This window comes from Streptococcus raffinosi, from assembly GCF_030284685.1.
In the GTDB taxonomy this organism is placed as follows: Bacteria; Bacillota; Bacilli; order Lactobacillales; family Streptococcaceae; genus Streptococcus; species Streptococcus raffinosi.
On record NZ_JASUZV010000014.1, the window covers coordinates 26,130 to 45,794 of the forward strand.

The 19,665-nt window shown below is 37.9% G+C and carries 20 protein-coding genes; 19 read left to right on the forward strand and 1 reads right to left on the reverse strand.

Annotation, left to right across the window (positions count from 1 at the left end; translation table 11 throughout):
- Positions 1 to 142: 142 nt before the first annotated feature.
- Positions 143 to 1,297 (reverse strand): MFS transporter, encoded by a 1,155-nt coding sequence (locus QRD39_RS08990; RefSeq protein ID WP_008536252.1) that lies wholly within the window; start codon positions 1,295 to 1,297, stop codon positions 143 to 145.
- 226 nt (positions 1,298 to 1,523) lie between these two features.
- Between QRD39_RS08990 and QRD39_RS08995 the strand changes: the two genes are divergently transcribed.
- The 19 genes from QRD39_RS08995 (at position 1,524) to QRD39_RS09085 (ending at position 19,488) form a co-directional block, all read left to right on the forward strand.
- A complete protein-coding gene (locus tag QRD39_RS08995) occupies positions 1,524 to 1,826 on the forward strand; it encodes an ArsR/SmtB family transcription factor (RefSeq protein WP_008536253.1) in 303 nt (100 codons plus the stop codon).
- A gap of 174 nt (positions 1,827 to 2,000) precedes the next feature.
- Positions 2,001 to 2,909 (forward strand): ribonuclease D, encoded by a 909-nt coding sequence (locus QRD39_RS09000; protein ID WP_285956280.1) that lies wholly within the window; start codon positions 2,001 to 2,003, stop codon positions 2,907 to 2,909.
- A gap of 567 nt (positions 2,910 to 3,476) precedes the next feature.
- A complete protein-coding gene (locus QRD39_RS09005; RefSeq protein WP_285956281.1) occupies positions 3,477 to 4,058 on the forward strand; it encodes a hypothetical protein in 582 nt (193 codons plus the stop codon).
- A 3-nt stretch (positions 4,059 to 4,061) separates the two neighbouring features.
- A complete protein-coding gene (locus QRD39_RS09010; RefSeq protein ID WP_002886384.1) occupies positions 4,062 to 4,271 on the forward strand; it encodes a helix-turn-helix transcriptional regulator in 210 nt (69 codons plus the stop codon).
- A 640-nt stretch (positions 4,272 to 4,911) separates the two neighbouring features.
- Positions 4,912 to 5,328, forward strand: coding sequence for an LPKTxAVK-anchored surface protein (locus tag QRD39_RS09015; RefSeq protein ID WP_008536262.1), 417 nt, complete (start codon positions 4,912 to 4,914; stop codon positions 5,326 to 5,328).
- 86 nt (positions 5,329 to 5,414) lie between these two features.
- Positions 5,415 to 6,251 (forward strand): class B sortase, LPKTxAVK-specific, encoded by an 837-nt coding sequence (gene srtB / locus QRD39_RS09020; protein ID WP_008536263.1) that lies wholly within the window; start codon positions 5,415 to 5,417, stop codon positions 6,249 to 6,251.
- A gap of 168 nt (positions 6,252 to 6,419) precedes the next feature.
- Positions 6,420 to 7,637 carry a CapA family protein gene (locus QRD39_RS09025; RefSeq protein ID WP_037609552.1) on the forward strand — a complete coding sequence of 406 codons (1,218 nt, stop codon included), beginning with the start codon at positions 6,420 to 6,422 and terminating at the stop codon, positions 7,635 to 7,637.
- A gap of 379 nt (positions 7,638 to 8,016) precedes the next feature.
- Positions 8,017 to 8,283 (forward strand): ACT domain-containing protein, encoded by a 267-nt coding sequence (locus QRD39_RS09030; RefSeq protein WP_002888272.1) that lies wholly within the window; start codon positions 8,017 to 8,019, stop codon positions 8,281 to 8,283.
- Between the two features lie 18 nt (positions 8,284 to 8,301).
- On the forward strand, positions 8,302 to 9,639 hold the full coding sequence (locus QRD39_RS09035; RefSeq protein ID WP_002888271.1) for a PFL family protein: 1,338 nt from the start codon (positions 8,302 to 8,304) through the stop codon (positions 9,637 to 9,639).
- Positions 9,640 to 9,754: 115 nt separating this feature from the next.
- Positions 9,755 to 10,459 (forward strand): histidine phosphatase family protein, encoded by a 705-nt coding sequence (locus QRD39_RS09040; RefSeq protein ID WP_285956282.1) that lies wholly within the window; start codon positions 9,755 to 9,757, stop codon positions 10,457 to 10,459.
- Positions 10,446 to 11,243, forward strand: a complete 798-nt coding sequence (locus QRD39_RS09045; RefSeq protein ID WP_285956283.1) for a M15 family metallopeptidase — start codon at positions 10,446 to 10,448, stop codon at positions 11,241 to 11,243. Before QRD39_RS09040 ends, QRD39_RS09045 begins: the two co-directional genes overlap by 14 nt.
- Positions 11,240 to 11,824 (forward strand): glycoside hydrolase family 73 protein, encoded by a 585-nt coding sequence (locus QRD39_RS09050; RefSeq protein WP_008536272.1) that lies wholly within the window; start codon positions 11,240 to 11,242, stop codon positions 11,822 to 11,824. Before QRD39_RS09045 ends, QRD39_RS09050 begins: the two co-directional genes overlap by 4 nt.
- Positions 11,825 to 12,012: 188 nt before the next feature.
- Positions 12,013 to 13,047, forward strand: a complete 1,035-nt coding sequence (hrcA, locus tag QRD39_RS09055) for a heat-inducible transcriptional repressor HrcA (protein ID WP_060934206.1) — start codon at positions 12,013 to 12,015, stop codon at positions 13,045 to 13,047.
- 38 nt (positions 13,048 to 13,085) lie between these two features.
- Entirely contained in the window at positions 13,086 to 13,610 is a 525-nt protein-coding gene (grpE, locus tag QRD39_RS09060; RefSeq protein WP_021144896.1) for a nucleotide exchange factor GrpE, read from the forward strand.
- Positions 13,611 to 14,088: 478 nt separating this feature from the next.
- The gene (gene dnaK / locus QRD39_RS09065; protein WP_285956284.1) at positions 14,089 to 15,912 is read left to right on the forward strand and encodes a molecular chaperone DnaK; all 1,824 of its coding nucleotides are present in this window, start codon (positions 14,089 to 14,091) and stop codon (positions 15,910 to 15,912) included.
- A gap of 368 nt (positions 15,913 to 16,280) precedes the next feature.
- Positions 16,281 to 17,417, forward strand: coding sequence for a molecular chaperone DnaJ (dnaJ, locus tag QRD39_RS09070; RefSeq protein ID WP_008536278.1), 1,137 nt, complete (start codon positions 16,281 to 16,283; stop codon positions 17,415 to 17,417).
- Positions 17,418 to 17,521: 104 nt separating this feature from the next.
- Positions 17,522 to 18,268 carry a tRNA pseudouridine(38-40) synthase TruA gene (gene truA, locus QRD39_RS09075; RefSeq protein ID WP_285956285.1) on the forward strand — a complete coding sequence of 249 codons (747 nt, stop codon included), beginning with the start codon at positions 17,522 to 17,524 and terminating at the stop codon, positions 18,266 to 18,268.
- Positions 18,261 to 19,022 (forward strand): bifunctional hydroxymethylpyrimidine kinase/phosphomethylpyrimidine kinase, encoded by a 762-nt coding sequence (locus tag QRD39_RS09080; protein ID WP_285956286.1) that lies wholly within the window; start codon positions 18,261 to 18,263, stop codon positions 19,020 to 19,022. Before truA ends, QRD39_RS09080 begins: the two co-directional genes overlap by 8 nt.
- Positions 19,012 to 19,488, forward strand: coding sequence for an ECF transporter S component (locus QRD39_RS09085; RefSeq protein WP_285956287.1), 477 nt, complete (start codon positions 19,012 to 19,014; stop codon positions 19,486 to 19,488). The genes QRD39_RS09080 and QRD39_RS09085 overlap by 11 nt, the downstream gene beginning before the upstream one ends.
- The last annotated feature ends 177 nt before the right edge of the window (positions 19,489 to 19,665 follow it).

The following is a 19,665-nucleotide window of genomic DNA, read 5'->3' on the forward strand; positions in this document are numbered from 1 at the left end:
CCATAAAATCGGTATTTTCACCTAAAGGATAGAGACTGTTATTAAAGCCAGAAAACTAGTTTTGTTCGCTTTTTATATTTGAGGTCAGACTTTTGTTCCAACCTCTTTATTTTATATTGTTTTTAGAATTAAAATATTGAGCTTAAGATTTATCTTTCTTAAACGCCCCTGCTTGTGCATACAATAACCATGATAAGGCAATCATAATAGCTGCGAAAACAGAAATTCCTGAGAATCCTGTAAATTTCACAAAGAGAACTCCTCCCACTATACCTGCAATTGTTTCACCTAAATACATTACTGCATTTGATAATGAAGAAATCGTACTTCGTGCATTTTCAACAGTACCTTGCAAAGTCGCCATAAACAAAGGAAAAATAAATCCATTATTTATATAGATAATTATTAATAAAATTTCGGCTACCCAAAAATTATTAGCAAAAGGTAGAATAAGGTAGAGGATAATTAATGTAAGTAATTCAGTTTTAAAAGTTCTTTGTAAACCAAATTTTTTAACCAATTGACTTCCAAATAAAGAACCCAATAAGTTACCTGCACCAATAGCTATAATTGCAGTACTAATGTTAGTTAAACTCATATTAAAGTCATTGGTAAACCATGTAGATATGAAGGTAATGGCTGTAAAAGAACCTGTTTGAAAAACAAAATAAGCAATTAGATAACTAACTGATTTTTTATTAGTTAGGATATTTTTATAAGCCTCTGTAAAAGAAATTCTATTTGCTTTTCCAATTTCAAGTTTTGGTAGAAAAATATGGATTAAAATGAGAAGTATTAAGGAAGCAAACGCAATCGTATAAAAGGGAGTTTGCCAAGAAAAGTTTGCCAGATAGCCACCAATAGGTACCCCAGCCATTTGAGAAACGGATAAACCAGCGGTCGCATATCCCATAACCTGCACAATATACTTTTTATCAACAACAATAGGAATTGAAGCCCAAACTTGTGGAGTTATAAATGAAGCACTGATACCTGCAAATAAGCGAAAAAGGAGCATTAAAGGAAAACTTGTTGCAAAACCACATAGAAAAGTTGAAATGGTAAAAGCAATCAGCCCATAAGTCATTACTTTTTTTCTATCACGACCATCTGAAATTGGGCCTGAGATAAGGGCAAATACAGCATAACCTATTGCATATGCGCTGACCATCCAACCAGAAACTGAAGAATTTATATTATATAGGTTTGCTAAAGTTGGAAGCAGTGGAGAAATTAAAAATGTATCAGTTCCTATAATGAACATTGTTAAGAAGAACAAAAGAGAGTATTTTTTCATTGTATATTAACATCACTTTCTAAGAATATTTTTGTTATAAGTTATAAATAGATACTTTACGTAATAATTGCTATCCAGTTCTGTTTCATAAAACACCTCCTTTTTAAATTTAATAGTTAAACAATTATTTAACTATTAAACTTTATATTATCACTATAATGCAGAAAAGTCAACGACGGCCGTACAAAAAATTGACAAGTGTTTATTTCAATAGTAAAATTACTTTATGACTATGAAACAATATAACCTTAGCGAAGATGATTTAAGAGTTAAAATTTTTAAAGCATTAGCAGATAATGTTCGTCTAAAAATTATTAGATTACTGTACAGAGCGAATACTGAACTAAGTTGTGGAGAAATTGGCGATTTGCTCATTATTAGTAAATCAGCTGCTTCGTATCATTTTAAAACTTTGCGAGAAGCTGGCCTTACTACAACAAGAAAAGTAGGTCAGAATAAATTTGTAAAGTTAAATCATGAGACATTTGATATTTTCTTACCTGGCTTTCTTAATTCTTTAGACAAATAAGCAAATGCATTTCAACTAGACCAGTAGTTTTCTTGTGTTAACGGGGAGGTATACCTAAATTGTCAAATTAAGCTAGATTTTTCATGTCATGTAACTCAGAAAAACTTGGTATGGTGTTTGATAATTTAGGAAATTAAAAAAATAAACATTATATCCTTAGGTGAGGCAAAATTCATGGATTATGTAGTAAGATTACATTTGAAGACTGGGACTGACTTCAGGCAGGGATTGGTAGATTTCTGTTTAAATAGTAAAAAACAGTATGTTGCTATTGGGTGGAGTAGTCAGAGTGAAGATCTCTATCGTGAGAGTTTTCAAGAGTATTATCATAGGGTTAAAGAGTTGTCTGGAAGAGCTAATCCAGCAATTAACGTTTTTAGGGATGCTGAAGTAGACGACTTATTCTGGACGCGAGATCTGAATGGTAATTATTGGATTTGTATAGTCATTTCGCCTGTTGAAGTATTATGTGATAAACGGTTGGATATTGGAGCAGTCTTACCAGTAGAAGCTTATAATTTTGGAATGCAAGTACCTGGACAAATTAAATCGTCTTTTAATAGACCTCGAGGTGGTACTGTTGAAAGAATTCGTGATAGAATAATAATTGAGTATTCGAAAACAATTTTTAATCAATTATCGAACAGTAAATATTATAAGGTTATTCCATATGAGGATAATCTTTTGGATAATCTACCAGATTTTGACTTAGAGGAACTTGTGATATCTTATTTGCAAATAAAAGAGAACTACTATGTTCTATCTAATTCAATAGCAAATAAATCTACTACAATTAAGATCGAGTGTGAAATGATTTCTAGAGAGGTTGGTAACTTTAGGAAAGCTGTGGTCCAGGTGAAGGGCAAGAAAGCGAAAGTACTTGATGCTTTAGATTTTAAACAATATGTTGAAGAGGGATATATAGTTTACCTATATGTACCGCAAGTAATTAATATAGATCAGATTGATAATGTGATTCGAATAAATAATGATGACCTATTAGATTTTTACAAGAAAAATAAACCCATACTCCCATTATCAATAACTCAGTGGGAAACTCTATTCGGTAGTAATAACAGCTAAGTTGTTTACTTGAAATTTCCCTATTTCAAACAAACTTATTCAATTTTTTTAAAATAAAAAAAGCAGTACAAGTCTGCTAGAATTTGATGTAAAGCTGTTTTAAAATTGCTTAAAATAAAGCCTTGTCAAACCAGGTCTTAAGAAAGCTCGTAAAGCTAGCCAGTTCTCTAAACGTTAATTCGTTACTGGACAGCAGAGTACAAACGAAAACACTTTGCAACTTGCAAGGTGTTTTTTGTATGAGAATTGGCGGTGCGCAATTAGGATAGCTCTAGCGACTTTAGTCGCATAGAGATATGCTATGCATAGTTGCCCCAAGAAAATAAGCGAAGCGACATTTGATTGGATGGCAACCACTGCACTCAAAACGTTAATCGATACGATTATATCAACGTTTCAACGTACTCACAGGTTTGCCCTATGGGTGCTTTTTTGTATAGATTTCTGAAAAATGTTCAAAATCTTACTAGAGTTTTGTCTTCATCTTGAAATTCTTATAACAATGTGATATATTTATAACAGATAAGGTGTGATGTATTTATAACATGGTGAAAGAAGGCGACGAAAATGAAAATGTCGAAGAACTTAAAGATAATCCTTTATATCGCTAGCGTGCTTATTGTTGTATGTTTAGTTTTATTGCTGGGGAATCACCTACCGATTCTAGCAAAAGGTGCTATTATGACGATGTCTTGGCTTCCTACGTATTTGGCTTGTACGATGCAATCGGTCCTCTCAAAATCAACCTATCAAAAGAAAGAGAAAAATATGTTTGGGATTACTGCAAAATTATATACAGTGCTTGTATTTCTCTCGTCCTCGATTTATACTATTGGAGTTTGGCTTCTAACTCCTGGTTCTTTGATTAAGAATATAATGTTAGGAATTGGATTAAGTGTTCAGTTGTTATTAATGTTTTACTTCTTATTCAAGAGAATTAATGAAGAACCCGATGAACGATTTTATAGAAATATTGCAAAGTCCTCTTCCATTTTGTTTACAATAGCAATCTTTATATTATTGGGAATTGCAACCTTGATAGCCGTCTGTAAAGTTTTTGTTTTGAATGCTGGATTTCTTTATATTTTGGTGGCTTTTTTACTCTTATTATTTGCCATTACTTACTTTATCACTGAAAAAAGGGGATGAAATATGGCGAAAGAAAGTAAAATAAAGACTAACTTGAAAGAAGTAAGGGAAGCTTATGGGATGACTCAACAAGATTTAGCAGATCAAGTAGGAATACGGAGAGAAACGATTGTTCACTTAGAAAATAATCGCTACAACCCTTCGTTGGAAATGGCTTTAAAAATAGCACAAGTCTTTAATAAACAAGTGGAAGAACTATTTCGTCTGAAATAAGAGAAGTAAAACAATCCTTATTTTAGGAGTTACTCATAGTGTATACGAAAAAATTGTCAAAATCATTTTCTTAAAAAAATTTTAGTTTAAACTCTATCAAAAATAAGATAGCAGCTTATTTTTTCATAATTCTAACTGATGTAAACGGATTCCCAAACAAAACGACTCTCATAAATCCTAATTTTTATCTAATGGAATAAACTAAAGTTCTGCATATTATGTATTTATCATCCAAAAATACCAGAAAATAAGTAGGTGCGATAACTTGAAAGTTGATATTGTTCTACACCTCAAATAACTTAGATTTGGTTATTTTATAGGACTCTTCTAGCCATTGTTTTTTATGATAATGAATGTATATTTTACTGGTTTTATTTTTATATATGAAGAAAGGTGTGTATTTTAACTTAAGATAGCGCATAATAAATAGTTCAAAATAACACTAAGATTAAAAACTGTTAATTGTTTTTGGGTAATAACATGCCTGTCGACTCCTTTGTTCGTAGGAATTGTAGTATATATTAAAAATTTAAAAAAGTTTTTAAAAAATTGTTGACATATCCCTAAATAGTGTTATAATCTATAAATGTCAGGGAGGTCCTGATATAAAATATAATAATCCATTAGAGGAGAAACAATTATGAAAAAAGTATTGCTTACATCAGCTGCAGTTCTTGCAGTATTCGCATCATCAGCTGCAGTATTCGCTAACGACGGTAACGTTCACACAGGAAACCTTGATAACACTACAGCAGCAACTGGTAGCGACTTCTTCACAAACAACGAAGGTGGACTTACTCAAGCTGCTAAAGATGGTCTTAACAACGTTGACGCAGATTCAACTAAACAAAAATTTGAAGATGCTGGTGAACACATCGAACCAAAACGTGACGCTAACGGAAACATCATCAAAGATGAATTCGTAGTTACTGATAAAGCTAACGCTAACAAAGATGCTAAAGACGAAGCTAAAGCTGTTAAAGCTGCAGAACAAAAAGCTCCAGCAGCAGCTAAAGCTGACGCTAAAGCTCTTCCAAACACAGCAGCAGTTAAATAATTAACCGTTATTGCTGAAAAGAATATCACTGGGGCTTAGGCTTCGGTGATATTTTTCTATAGATAAAGAAAAGGATTTCATATTTCATGAGTAGTCATAATCGTAAATCTACTGGATCTCGCAAAAAACTGATTGCTGGGATTTCAGCCTTAGTGATTGCTGCTTTGGCAATTTTCCTTGGCTTCCAGTACATGTCGCCAACAGCGTCATCTTCTAATGGTATTAAGAGTGCTTTGACTACCAAAAAAGCAAGCACTTATAAGGTTTCAGATGAGGAAAAATCTTATCTAAAGAACAAGTTTGATGGCCTTACTGCAACTAACCCTGATACTATAGCCTATGTTTATGCACCAGGGACGAAATTAGATGAGCCAGTTGTTCAAACAACAGATAATTCAACTTATTTGAACAAAACATTTGATGGAGGCAATGTTCCTTATTTAGGAACAGTCTTCATGGACACAGATAATAAGAAAGACTTCAGTGACCGCTTGACTTGGCTCTTTGGTCATGCTCGAGGAAGTAAGGTTGCTGATAGCCGTATGTTCAATGATGTTAACTACTACAGTGATCAGTCATTCTTTGACAAACACAAATATGTTGTTATAGAAACACCTCAACGTAAGTATTATTACGAAGCCCTTGCGATGGTCATCGTACCTGAGGATACAGCGTTCTATCGTACATCTTTTGAAAATGATAAAGACTTTAAACAACAGTTGGACATCATTTATGATCACGCTAGTGTTAAAAACAAGGATTTGAAGGTTAGTGCTTCAGATAAATACCTCGTTCTTTCTACTTGTCGTGAGGAGGATGAAACGATTCGTGCTAATCTCTACTTGCGTCAAATTCCAGATTCTGAAATGACAGATTTTGTTGCTAAGCATGGCAAAGATTTGGAATATACACCAACACGATAATGATTAATAGAACTCTACTTCTGCTGAAGTAGGGTTTTTATCTTGTTTCGAAACAACTTCTATGCTTGTCAATCATTATAGAGGTGAGATGTAATCGTTTATTAATCTTATTTACGATTTATGGATAACTTTTTTTGGTACACTAGAAGTGTGAAAAAGGAGATTACTATGGAACAGAGCCGTGCTAAAAAGCGTGACATTGCAATGACTAATAAGATTTTGATGGGGTTGATTGCCCTCGTCTTAGGTTTGCTTTTTCTTGAAATTTTAATTGTTAATGGGAATAATGAACAGCGGAAAAATGGTTCGAATCAAGTAAAGACGGCACGTATCATGGCAAATGGTGACTTGCTTTATCACGACGGTCTTTATATGAGTGCCCTTCAGGAAGATGGTAGCTATGATTTTACGGAAAATTTTACTTATGTGAAACCGTGGTTAAAGCAGGCTGATTTGGTTTTGGGTGATTTCGAAGGGACCATTAATCCTGATTATCCTCTGTCGGGTTATCCCTTATTTAATGCTCCTCAAGCAGTGACTACGGCAATCAAGGATGCTGGCTATAATGTCATGGATTTGGCCCACAACCATATTTTGGATTCTGGTTTAGAGGGGGCTTTTACAACAGCTAATGCCTTTAAAAAAGTAGGCATTGACCCTATCGGTGTTTATGAAAAACCTGTGCGTGACAAGGCACCCCTACTCATCAAGAATGTTAATGGTATCAAGATTGCGATACTCTCCTATTCTTATGGTTACAACGGTCTGGATTCAAATCTGACTAAGAAAGAGGTTGCGGATTATTTGTCGAATCTAGATGAAAAACGTATGAAGGCTGAGATTGAACGTGCTGAAAAAGAAGCTGATATCACTGTTATCATGCCGCAGATGGGCGTTGAGTATCGTTTGGAACCGACAAAAGAGCAGATTACCCTTTATCATAAGATGATTGATTGGGGGGCTGATGTTATCTTTGGAGGACATCCTCATGTGGTTGAGCCGTCTGAGGTGGTAAAAAAAGATGGACAGCAAAAGCTTATCATTTACTCGATGGGGAATTTCATTTCTAACCAGCGTATAGAGACAATGGACGGTGTGGATAGCGCGAAATGGACGGAGAGAGGTGTTTTGATGGACCTGACTCTTGAAAAGAAAAATGGTCAAACCACGATTAAGACAGCTCAAGCGCACCCAACCTGGGTTAACCGTACACCTAAGGGAACAGTTTCACCGGAAGGTTATCCTTTGTATACCTACCAAACCTACATCTTAGAGGATTTCATCAAAGGTGGAAAATATAGAAATCAACTAGACGAAGAAACCAAAGAACGTGTGGATACTGCCTATAAAGAAATGAATGCTCATGTTAATTTAAAGTGGAAATAAATTGATAATATCACCTGAATTGTATTGATCTCAAAAGTTAGATTTTTTCTGTCTAACTTTTGGGATGCCGTTCAATTGGGGTGGTATTTTTTATTTATCGACAAGTTACCCACAGAGTTATCCACAATTGTGGATAAGTCAGTGGACAGTGTGCATCATTGAATTTTTAAGATGAGAAATCATAAAAAAGACTGACGCTGTAAATTTAGTTATCCACACGTTTTTAGATATTGGTATGAATCTAATTCATAAACGATACTAGCTAAAACGGGTGAAAATATTCGTCTTTTTCGCTTAAAAAGGTATATTTTCTATAAAAAATAGCCTTTTTACGTAAAATATGCTAAAATTATACAAAATAAAATGATGGAGGCTTGTCATGAAAGCGATTATTACAGTTGTAGGTAAGGATAAAGCGGGTATTGTTGCAGGAGTTGCGACTAAGGTTGCAGAGCTTGGCTTGAACATTGACGACATTTCCCAAACAGTCCTTGATGAGTTCTTTACGATGATGGCAGTGGTATCATCAGAAGATAAGCAGGATTTTACTCACCTACGTGGTGAATTGGAAGCCTTTGGTGAATCATTGAACGTTAAAATCAACATCCAAAGTTCAGCGATTTTTGATGCTATGTACAACTTGTAAGATAGGAGTAGCTAAAAAATGGATATTAAACAGGTTACAGAAACCATTGCCATGATTGAGGAACAGAACTTTGATGTTCGTACCATTACCATGGGAATCTCACTCCTTGATTGTATTGATTCAGATATTGATAAGGCTGCGGAAAAGGTATACAACAAGATTGTTTCTAAAGCTAAGAATTTGGTAGCAGTTGGTGACGAAATTGCGGCTGAACTTGGTATTCCAATTGTTAACAAACGTGTCTCAGTTACGCCAATCTCAATCATTGGTGCAGCGACAGATGCGACAGACTATGTACCATTTGCCAGAGCACTTGATCGTGCGGCTAAAGAAATCGGTGTTAACTTTATTGGTGGTTTTTCTGCCCTTGTTCAAAAGGGCTACCAAAAAGGTGATGAGATTCTTATTAATTCTATCCCACGTGCGCTTGCTGAGACTGATTTTGTCTGCTCATCTGTAAATATCGGTTCAACAAAAACTGGTATTAACATGACGGCAGTACGTGACATGGGACGTATCATCAAAGAAGCTTCTGAAGCAGATCCAATGGGCCCAGGTAAATTGGTCGTCTTTGCTAATGCGGTTGAAGATAATCCCTTTATGGCAGGTGCCTTCCATGGTGTTGGTGAGGCTGACGTTGTAATCAATGTTGGGGTTTCAGGCCCTGGTGTGGTGCAGCGTGCTGTTGAGAAGGTTCCAGGTGAAAGCTTCGATGTTCTAGCAGAAACAGTTAAGAAGACGGCTTTTAAAATCACACGTGTTGGTCAGTTGGTTGGTCAGATGGCTAGCGAACGACTAGGCGTTGAATTTGGTATTGTAGACTTGTCTCTTGCACCAACTCCAGCAGTAGGTGATTCAGTGGCTCGTGTACTTGAAGCAATGGGTCTTGAAGTTGTTGGTACGCATGGTACTACTGCAGCTCTTGCCCTTCTTAATGACCAAGTTAAAAAGGGTGGTATCATGGCATGTAACCAAGTCGGAGGTTTGTCAGGTGCTTTTATCCCGGTTTCTGAAGACGAGGGGATGATCGCAGCTGTTAAGTCTGGTCATATCAACCTTGAAAAATTGGAAGCTATGACGGCTATCTGTTCTGTTGGTTTGGATATGATTGCTATTCCAGCTGATACGCCAGATACAACAATTGCAGCTATGATTGCTGATGAAGCGGCTATTGGTGTCATTAACCAGAAAACAACAGCTGTTCGCATCATTCCTTATGGTAAGGAAGGTGATATGCTTGAACTTGGTGGTCTCCTTGGCTATGCGCCAGTAATGAAGGTAAATAAAGCTTCTTCGGCTGATTTTATAGCGCGTGGTGGTCAAATCCCAGCTCCTGTTCATAGCTTTAAAAACTAAAGTGATGATAAGTGCTTTACCGATTGGTGAAGCATTTTCTGATGGTTTCGCTAGCTAGATAGTCAGGTGGATTTGTGCTATAATGAATTCAAAATGACGGAAAGAAGGGGGCGCCATGAGTAAGGTTAAGTTGTATATTGCGAGACATGGAAAAACCATGTTTAATACTATTGGACGTGCGCAAGGTTGGTCCGATAGTCCTTTAACGCCATCTGGTGAAGAGGGCATTCGTGAGCTGGGTGTAGGTCTAAAAGCGGCAGGTATTCCTTTCAAGTCTGCCTATTCTAGTGATTCGGGACGTACCATTCAAACCATGGACATTATCTTACGTGAGACTGGTTTTGAGAGCATTCCGTATAAACGGGACAAGCGCATTCGTGAGTGGTGCTTTGGTAGTTTAGATGGTGGCTACGATGGCGAACTTTTCTATGGTGTGCTACCGAGAACAGATGCTTTTCAAGGTAAGGATTTATACGAAGTGAGCTACCCCGAGCTTGCACAGAGTATTCTTGATGTGGATACGGCTGGTTGGGCAGAACCTTGGGAAGTTCTTAAAAAACGTATTATAGAGGGTTTTACAGCTATTGCAGAGGATGTGTTAAAAGCTGGTGGTGGTGATGCTATTGTCGTCAGTCACGGCATGACTATTGCGACCCTCGCTTGGTTAATTGACCCTTCTGTCGAACATCCTTCATTAGATAATGGTTCGGTAACTGTCGTTACATATGACAATGGAAAATTCACATTAGAAACGCTTGGCGAGATGACTTATCGTCAGGTTGGACGAGAGATAATAGAAAAAGAAAATGGCAACAAATAAGTATCCAAGTCGTCGTCAGGCGAAAAAACAAACCAATTGGTTTTTGATTGTTAGTAGTGTCTTGATTGTAGTATTGCTAGTTGTGGCGGGAGCCTATTCACTATTTGGTGTGCATCATACGGTTCAACAAACCAGTGGAACATCAGTCACAAAGAGTGACAAGCAAACTGCAAGTGCAACTCAGAGTAAAGATACGAAAGGACTTCCTGATGTATCACCGAAAGACTGGGAATTGCTTTTGGTAAATCGAGATAATAAGTCTAAAGAGCTTAATCCAAAGATTGCAGATGTTGATGGTATTTCCGTAGATTCCAGAATTGCTAAGAACGTCAAAGAATTTTTAGCAGCAGCTCAAGAAATTGATCCAAGTTATCATCTCATTTCAGGTTACCGCAGTGTTGCTTATCAAACAGAACTTTATAACACCTATGTTCAACAAGAAATGGCTACAGATCCAAGTTTGACGAAATCTCAAGCAGAGAAAAAGGTTCAAACGTACTCACAACCTCCTGGTGCTAGTGAACATCAAACAGGTCTTGCAATTGATATGAGTACCGTTGATAGCCTAAACGAAGCAGATCCTGATACGGTTGCTAAGGTCAAGGAGTTAGCACCAAAATACGGCTTTGTTCTTCGCTTCCCAGAGGGAAAGGCGTCATCAACAGGCGTAGATTATGAGGACTGGCATTTCCGTTATGTTGGTGAAAAGTCGGCAGAGTATATGACCAAGCATGACCTTACCTTAGAAGAATATCTGGCACTATTAAAGGAGAAGACTAAGTGAGACGACGTTTTAAACTAAAAGCCTTCATAATCTTAGTTGCTGTTTTCGCTCTAGGTATCCTTTTGCCACTCATCTTGCATGCGTCTACGGATGACAATGCTCGTTCAGTCAAAGTTGCCTACACACAGAAAGAATTCGTTGACAACTTGGCTCCTACAGCGCAAAAGATGTCCAAAACCTACGGTGTACCTGCCTCTATTCTCCTTAGTCAAGCGGCGTATGAGTCTAATTACGGTAGCAGTCTTTTGTCGGTCAAATATCATAATCTATATAGTCTATCTGCTCAGCCGGGTCAGGAGCATATCCTTCTGAAAGATAACGTTTATAGTAAAGGTAAATGGCAATATCAAAAGGTAGATTTTGCAGTCTTCAAGGATTGGTCAAGTTCTATGTTGGCTTATTTGGAAGGTCTTCGTCAGGGAAGATGGGGTGAGTCAACCTATAAAGAGGTAGCAGGAACGACTAGTTATAAAGTTGCGGCGGAAAAATTACAAGCTGCAGGTTTCAACAGTGATCCGGACTATGCTAAGCATCTCATTTCTATTGTTGAAACCTATCATTTGTCAAAATATGATCGCTGAGATTAAAATGCCCCTTGAGGGTATTTTTTATTTTTCTAGGTCTTTAGATGTATTTTTAGCACTCTTGTAAAAAGAGTGCTAATTTTTTTGGTTTTTTGTGTTGACATGTTAGAGTTTAGGTGTATAATAGAATCATAAGTTAGCAGTCGGCATATGAGAGTGCTAATAAATAGAAATGAGGTGACATCGTGATTACGCAAAGACAAAATGCTATTTTGAATTTGATTGTTGAGATGTTCACTCGTACCCATGAACCAGTTGGTTCTAAAGCTTTGCAAGAATCTATCGATTCAAGTTCAGCGACTATTCGAAATGACATGGCCAAGTTAGAAAAAATGGGTTATCTTGAAAAAGCCCATACTTCTAGTGGGCGTATGCCAAGCCGAGCAGGTTTTCAATATTTTGTCGCTAACTCTTTGAATCTTGATACGATTGATGAGCAGGATGTTTATCAAGTTGTCAAGGCCTTCGACTTTGAGGCTTTTAAACTTGAAGACATTTTGGACGCAACGGCAAAGTTGCTGGCAGAAATGACAGGATGCACAGCAGTGATTCAAGATGTGGAGCCGACAAGACAGCGTCTGACGGGATTTGAAATCGTTCAGTTGTCTAATCATGACGCTTTAGCAGTTCTTACTTTGGATGAATCTAAGCCGGTGACAGTTCAGTTTGCTATTCCGAAGAATTTCTTGTCTAGTGATTTGGAAATTTTTCATAAACTTGTTCAAGAACGTTTCTTGGGGAACACTGTTTTAGATATCCATTATCGATTACGGACAGAGATTCCTCAGATTGTGCAAAAGTATTTTAAAACAACAGATAATGTTTTGGATTTGTTTGATTATATCTTTTCACAACTCTTTAGGGAATTGATTTTCATCGAAGGTAAGGTTGCATCATTGGCCTATGCCGATTTAAAAACTTATCAGTTTTTGGATAATCCACAACATGTGGCGCTGGAGCTTCGATCAGCTATCTCCGATGATGAAGTGACCAAGGTTTCGGTTGCTGAATTAACTGAAGAAGCTCTTGAAAATATAACAGTCATCAGTCATAAATTCCTGATTCCTTATCGTGGGATGGCACTTATGCATGTGATTGGTCCTGTTGAAATGGATTATCATCGCATGATTAGTTTGGTCAATGTTATCGGTAGGGTTTTGGTTATGAAGTTGACGGATTATTATCGGTATCTCAATAGTAACCATTACGAAGTTAACTAATATATAAAGTTTAAAAAGTATAGAAAGAGGTGTATGCCTTGACAGAAGATATTAAAAAAGAAGAAGTAAAAGAAGAGGAAACTACTGAAACAACTGAAAAAGTTGTAGAGGAAGCAAAAGACCCTTCTGAACTTGAAGAAGCACAAGCGCGTGCAGAGGAGTTGGAAAACAAATACCTCCGTGCCCATGCAGAAATGCAAAATATTCAGCGCCGTGCAAATGAAGAACGTCAACAATTGCAAAAATATCGTAGTCAGGATTTGGCAAAAGCTATTTTGCCATCATTGGATAATCTCGAACGTGCTCTTGCCGTTGAAGGTTTGACTGATGATGTTAAAAAAGGCTTGGAGATGGTACAAGAAAGTTTGATACATGCTCTCAAAGAGGAAGGAATCGAAGAAATCCCAGCCGATGGTGATTTTGACCACAACTTCCATATGGCTATTCAAACCATGCCAGCAGATGATGAACATCCAGCAGACACCATTGCACAAGTCTTCCAAAAAGGCTACAAACTTCATGAACGCGTCCTACGCCCAGCCATGGTAGTGGTTTATAACTAGGATACAAAGCCCGTAAAAAGCTCACAGTAAAAATAGGAGATTGACGAGGTGTTCGATGAACACAAGGAAATCTATCTTTTTTACCCAGAGCTTAGGGCGTGTTCAACTAGGCAATTCTGACGGTAGCTAAAGCGACTCGTCAGAAAACGGCAGTCGCTATGGCGTTTGCCTAGCCTCCTTACTAACTCGTCGTCGAAATAATATTGATTTCGACTCCTCGTGTTGTAACATAATAGGAAACTTGTCCGAAACGACACTAAACTATGAAAGAAAGATAAGAAGCAAGCCATAGGCTTGCAAAGCAGATATTTCCCGTCGTGGTGAAAGTTTCAGTAGCGTGTGCTACTGAAACAGGGGATTTTTGAGACAGTAGGCTCAAAAATAAGTGATGAAATCCCGAAGGGAGTTGCTCACGTCCCCACCACTTAAGGGAAGTATCAAAAAGAAAAAAAGAAGATAGATTCAAGGAGAAAAACATATGTCTAAAATTATTGGTATTGACTTAGGTACAACAAACTCAGCAGTAGCAGTTCTTGAAGGAACTGAATCAAAAATTATCGCAAACCCAGAAGGTAACCGTACAACACCTTCAGTTGTTTCATTCAAAAATGGTGAAATCATCGTTGGTGACGCTGCAAAACGTCAAGCAGTCACAAATCCAGATACAGTAATCTCTATCAAATCTAAGATGGGTACTTCTGAAAAAGTTTCTGCAAACGGTAAAGAATACACACCACAAGAAATTTCAGCTATGATTCTTCAATACTTGAAAGGTTATGCTGAAGATTACCTTGGTGAAAAAGTAACCAAAGCAGTTATCACAGTTCCAGCTTACTTCAACGATGCTCAACGTCAAGCAACTAAAGACGCTGGTAAAATCGCTGGTCTTGAAGTAGAACGTATTGTCAACGAACCAACAGCCGCAGCTCTTGCTTACGGTTTGGACAAGACTGATAAAGAAGAAAAGATCTTGGTATTCGACCTTGGTGGTGGTACATTCGACGTATCTATCCTTGAACTCGGTGATGGTGTCTTTGATGTATTGGCAACTGCAGGGGATAACAAACTCGGTGGTGACGACTTTGACCAAAAAATCATTGATCACATGGTTGAAGAATTCAAGAAAGAAAACGGCATCGACTTGTCAACAGACAAGATGGCTCTTCAACGTTTGAAAGACGCAGCAGAAAAAGCTAAGAAAGACCTTTCAGGTGTCACTTCAACACAAATCAGCTTGCCATTTATCACTGCTGGTGATGCTGGACCTCTTCACTTGGAAATGACATTGACTCGTGCGAAATTTGATGATTTGACTCGTGACCTTGTAGAACGTACTAAAACTCCAGTTCGTCAAGCCCTTTCAGATGCTGGCTTGAGCTTGTCAGATATTGATGAAGTTATCCTTGTCGGTGGTTCAACTCGTATCCCAGCCGTTGTAGAAGCTGTTAAGGCTGAAACTGGTAAAGAACCAAACAAATCAGTTAACCCTGATGAAGTTGTTGCCATGGGTGCTGCTATCCAAGGTGGTGTGATCACTGGTGATGTTAAAGACGTCGTTCTTCTTGACGTAACACCATTGTCACTTGGTATTGAAACAATGGGTGGCGTCTTCACAAAACTTATCGACCGCAACACTACGATTCCAACATCTAAATCACAAGTCTTCTCAACTGCAGCAGACAACCAACCAGCCGTTGATATTCACGTTCTTCAAGGGGAACGCCCAATGGCAGCAGATAACAAGACGCTTGGACGTTTCCAATTGACAGATATCCCAGCTGCACCTCGTGGTATCCCACAAATTGAAGTAACATTCGACATCGACAAGAACGGTATCGTATCTGTTAAAGCGAAAGACCTTGGAACTCAAAAAGAACAACACATCGTTATCCAATCTAACTCAGGCTTGACTGATGAAGAAATTGAAAAAATGATGAAAGATGCCGAAGCAAATGCTGAAGCAGATGCAAAACGTAAAGAAGAAGTAGATCTTCGTAACGAAGTCGACCAAGCTATCTTTGCTACTGAAAAGACAATCAAAGAAACAGAAGGTAAAGGTTTCGATACAGAACGTGATGCTGCTCAATCAGCCCTTGACGATCTTAAGAAAGCTCAAGAATCAGGCAATCTTGATGACATGAAGGCTAAATTGGAAGCTCTTAACGAAAAAGCTCAAGCTCTTGCCGTTAAACTTTACGAACAAGCTGCAGCAGCACAACAAGCTCAAGCAGGAGCAGAAGGTGCACAAACAGCAGATAATTCAGGTGACGATGTCGTAGACGGAGAGTTTACGGAAAAGTAAGATGCAAAGCCCGTTAAAACCTCACAGTGAAAATAGGAAATCTGACGCAGAAACTTTAGTTTCTAGAAAGATTTATCTTTTTCACCAAGAGGTTAGGGCGTGCTCAATTCAGCTTAACAACTAAATGATAAAAAGAAATCCAGAGGTTGCAAACCAGCCTCTGTTTTTCGGTAAAATAAGTGAAGTAAATGCAAGATATGCTTCTGCTTCATGTTGTGAAAAATAAAAAAGAAAGGAACAAAGAGTGTTCGTTGGTGAACACGGGCTATGAACCAAGCCAGAAAGATAGCTAATTAAAAGGTCCATTTATCCCTCTTAAAAACTATTGTTTTGGCTTTCTTCATTGGATGCCCTTTGTATCTTAAATTATGAACAATACTGAATATTACGATCGTCTTGGGGTATCTAAGGATGCCTCTCAAGATGAAATAAAACGTGCCTATCGTAAGATGTCTAAGAAATACCACCCAGACATTAATAAAGAACCAGGCGCAGAAGAAAAATATAAAGAGGTCCAAGAGGCCTATGAGACATTAAGTGACGATCAAAAACGTGCAGCTTATGACCAATATGGACCTGATGGCGCTAATGCAGGCTTTGGTGGTCAAGGTGGCTTCGGTGGTTTTGATGGTGGAGCAGGCTTCGGAGGCTTTGAGGATATCTTCTCAAGCTTCTTTGGTGGCGGTGCTGCTCGCAATCCGAATGCTCCTCGCCAAGGAGATGACCTTCAGTATCGTGTCAACCTAAGTTTTGAAGAGGCTGTTTTTGGTGCTGAAAAAGAAGTTCACTACAACCGTGAAGCGACATGTAAGACATGTTCAGGATCTGGTGCAAAACCGGGAACAAGTCCTGTAACTTGTGGCCGTTGTCACGGTCAAGGGGTTATCAATGTTGATACGCAAACACCACTTGGGGTGATGCGACGTCAAGTAACTTGTGATGTCTGTCATGGAACAGGTCAAGAAATCAAGGATCCTTGTCAAACTTGTCATGGAACAGGACATGAAAAACAAAGCCATAAAGTATCTGTCAAGATTCCAGCAGGTGTTGAAACAGGTCAGCAAATCCGTCTTGCTGGTCAAGGTGAAGCCGGATTCAATGGCGGTCCTTACGGAGATCTCTTTGTCATCATCAATGTAAATCCAAGTGACAAATTTACTCGTGACGGATCAACGATATACTACACTCTTAACATTTCCTTTGTTCAAGCAGCTCTTGGTGACACTGTTGAAGTACCAACAGTTCATGGAAATGTTGAGATGACTATTCCAGCCGGAACTCAAACAGGTAAAACTTTCCGTCTCAAAGGTAAGGGTGCCCCACGTCTTCGTGGTGGATCACAAGGAGACCAACACGTTACAGTGAAGATTGTGACACCTACGAAGCTCAATGATGCTCAAAAAGAGGCTCTTCTCGCCTTTGCCAAAGCAAGTGGTGATGAAAAGATTGCCCCACAGAAAAAAGGGTTTTTTAACAAAGTAAAAGATGCTTTAGAAGACCTGTAATGAAAAGACGCCTTGAGCGTCTTTTTTTTACCACAAAAACTGTATGGGGTCAATTTATAGCCTAACCACTTTTTATCCTCAATTAAATTTGATATGATAAGCTTATGGTTAGATACAAAGCAATAATTTCCTATGATGGTACACTTTTTTCAGGTTTTCAAAGACAACCAGACGCTCGCTCTATTCAGGAGGAAATTGAGAAAACGCTATTGCGGCTAAATAGTGGCACACCTGTAGTAATTCACGGAGCAGGTCGAACGGATGCTGGTGTTCATGCCTATGGACAAGTTATTCACTTCGATTTGCCTCAGGAGCGGGATCCAGAGAAGCTGCGTTTCGGTTTAGATACGCAATGCCCAGATGATATTGATATTGTTAGTATCGAACTTGTATCAGAGGATTTCCATGCACGTTACAATAAACATAGTAAGACTTATGAGTTTCTAGTAGATGCAGGCCGTCCTAAAAATCCTATGATGCGAAATTATGCCACCCATTATCCCTATCCACTAAGCTTAGTTCCTATGCAAGAAGCTGCCAAAGATTTGGTTGGTACGCATGATTTCACAGGTTTCACAGCTTCGGGTACCTCTGTAGAAAATAAGGTGCGCACAATTACCCAAGCTCGAGTCTCAATTGATGAAAAAACTGGATTCTATGTCTTTACGTTTTCTGGCAATGGTTTTCTTTATAAGCAAGTTAGAAACATGGTCGGAACATTGTTGAAAATTGGAAATGGTCGCATGCCTATTTCTCAAGTTAAGACAGTTTTGGAAAGTTGTGATCGTAAGCTTGCGGGACCGACAGCATCAGGTAATGGATTATATTTGAAGGAGATAAAATATGAGTGATGAATTAATTTTAGCCATTTCAGGTAATGACATTTTTAGTGGTGGAGGGCTTCACGCAGACTTAGCAACATTTACAACCAATAAGCAACATGGCTTTGTAGCTTTGACTTGTCTGACAGCGATGACGGAACATGGTTTTGAGGTCATTCCGATTGATAGCAAGGTCTTTAAGCAACAACTGGAATCACTAATAGATGTGCCTTTCTCAGCAATTAAAATTGGGTTATTACCAAACGTTGAAATCGCAGAGCTAACTTTGGATTTTGTTAAGAATCATCCTGGAATACCAATTGTTTTGGACCCTGTATTAGTTTGTAAGGAGACCCATGACGTTGAGGTTTCTCGGCTACGTAATGAATTGGTTAAATTTTTCCCATATGTTACAGTCATAACTCCAAATTTACCAGAAGCTGAGCTCCTTATTGATAAAAAAATCCATACTCTTGACGATATGAGGAGTGCAGCTTGTATTTTAAATGAATTAGGTGCTAAGACAGTCATCGTTAAGGGTGGTAATCGTTTAAATAATCATAAAGCAATAGATGTCTTTTATAATGGAAAAGACTATAAAATCTTTGAAGAGGCTGTATTGGATAAAAATAATACAGGTGCAGGTTGTACGTTTGCCTCTAGTATAGCAAGTGAATTAGTTAAGGGATATTCAGAAATTGACGCTGTAGCTAATGCTAAAGCCTTTGTTTTTGAATCAATTAAGCAATCAAATGAATTTGGAGTAGTTCAATATGCAAAATGATAAAACAAAAAAACTAACATTGTTAGCTGTTTTAACAGCGTTGTCAGTCACTTTTGGATTTGTAGCTAAAATCCCCACACCAACAGGATTGTTGACTTTGGTAGATGCAGGTATCTACTTTACCGCCTTCTATTTAAGTAAAAAAGAGGGAGCTATTGTAGGAGGTTTATCAGCATTTCTGATTGATCTCTTATCGTCTGCCCCACAATGGATGTTTATTAGTTTACTGATTCATGGTGCGCAAGGATATTTTGCTGGATTTAAGGGAAAATATCGTATTGTAGGTTTGCTACTTGCTACAATTTCAATGGTTGGTGGTTATGCTCTTGCTTCAATATTTATGTATGGAATAGGATCTGCCGTCGCAGAAATCATACCGAATTTCTGTCAGAACACTCTAGGGATATTAATCGGTTGGATATTATATCAAGGATTCCAAAAGGTTCAATCTAGAAAAGGGAAGTAAGTTTCGTTAAAAACATATTGACATCCAGTGTAATGAATGATAAGATATGAAAGTTGTCTCAAGTAGACTGACATTAACTTAAAAGAGTTCTAAAACTTTAAAAAAAGTTATTGACAAGGTAAGCAAGAGATGATAATATGAATAGGCTACATCGGAGGATGAAGCAGAGACACGAGG

Bases quoted from the DNA above. Each gene is read 5' to 3' on its own strand.
- dnaJ (WP_008536278.1), top strand. From the start codon at position 16,281: ATGAACAATACTGAATATTACGATCGTCTTGGGGTATCTAAGGATGCC.
- QRD39_RS09035 (WP_002888271.1), top strand. From the start codon at position 8,302: ATGGATATTAAACAGGTTACAGAAACCATTGCCATGATTGAGGAACAG.
- QRD39_RS09000 (WP_285956280.1), top strand. From the start codon at position 2,001: ATGGATTATGTAGTAAGATTACATTTGAAGACTGGGACTGACTTCAGG.
- QRD39_RS08990 (WP_008536252.1), bottom strand. From the start codon at position 1,297: ATGAAAAAATACTCTCTTTTGTTCTTCTTAACAATGTTCATTATAGGA.
- QRD39_RS09080 (WP_285956286.1), top strand. From the start codon at position 18,261: ATGAGTGATGAATTAATTTTAGCCATTTCAGGTAATGACATTTTTAGT.
- srtB (WP_008536263.1), top strand. From the start codon at position 5,415: ATGAGTAGTCATAATCGTAAATCTACTGGATCTCGCAAAAAACTGATT.
- QRD39_RS08995 (WP_008536253.1), top strand. From the start codon at position 1,524: ATGACTATGAAACAATATAACCTTAGCGAAGATGATTTAAGAGTTAAA.
- QRD39_RS09085 (WP_285956287.1), top strand. From the start codon at position 19,012: ATGCAAAATGATAAAACAAAAAAACTAACATTGTTAGCTGTTTTAACA.
- QRD39_RS09040 (WP_285956282.1), top strand. From the start codon at position 9,755: ATGAGTAAGGTTAAGTTGTATATTGCGAGACATGGAAAAACCATGTTT.
- QRD39_RS09045 (WP_285956283.1), top strand. From the start codon at position 10,446: ATGGCAACAAATAAGTATCCAAGTCGTCGTCAGGCGAAAAAACAAACC.
- QRD39_RS09025 (WP_037609552.1), top strand. From the start codon at position 6,420: ATGGAACAGAGCCGTGCTAAAAAGCGTGACATTGCAATGACTAATAAG.
- QRD39_RS09015 (WP_008536262.1), top strand. From the start codon at position 4,912: ATGAAAAAAGTATTGCTTACATCAGCTGCAGTTCTTGCAGTATTCGCA.
- dnaK (WP_285956284.1), top strand. From the start codon at position 14,089: ATGTCTAAAATTATTGGTATTGACTTAGGTACAACAAACTCAGCAGTA.
- truA (WP_285956285.1), top strand. From the start codon at position 17,522: ATGGTTAGATACAAAGCAATAATTTCCTATGATGGTACACTTTTTTCA.
- QRD39_RS09005 (WP_285956281.1), top strand. From the start codon at position 3,477: ATGAAAATGTCGAAGAACTTAAAGATAATCCTTTATATCGCTAGCGTG.
- QRD39_RS09030 (WP_002888272.1), top strand. From the start codon at position 8,017: ATGAAAGCGATTATTACAGTTGTAGGTAAGGATAAAGCGGGTATTGTT.
- QRD39_RS09010 (WP_002886384.1), top strand. From the start codon at position 4,062: ATGGCGAAAGAAAGTAAAATAAAGACTAACTTGAAAGAAGTAAGGGAA.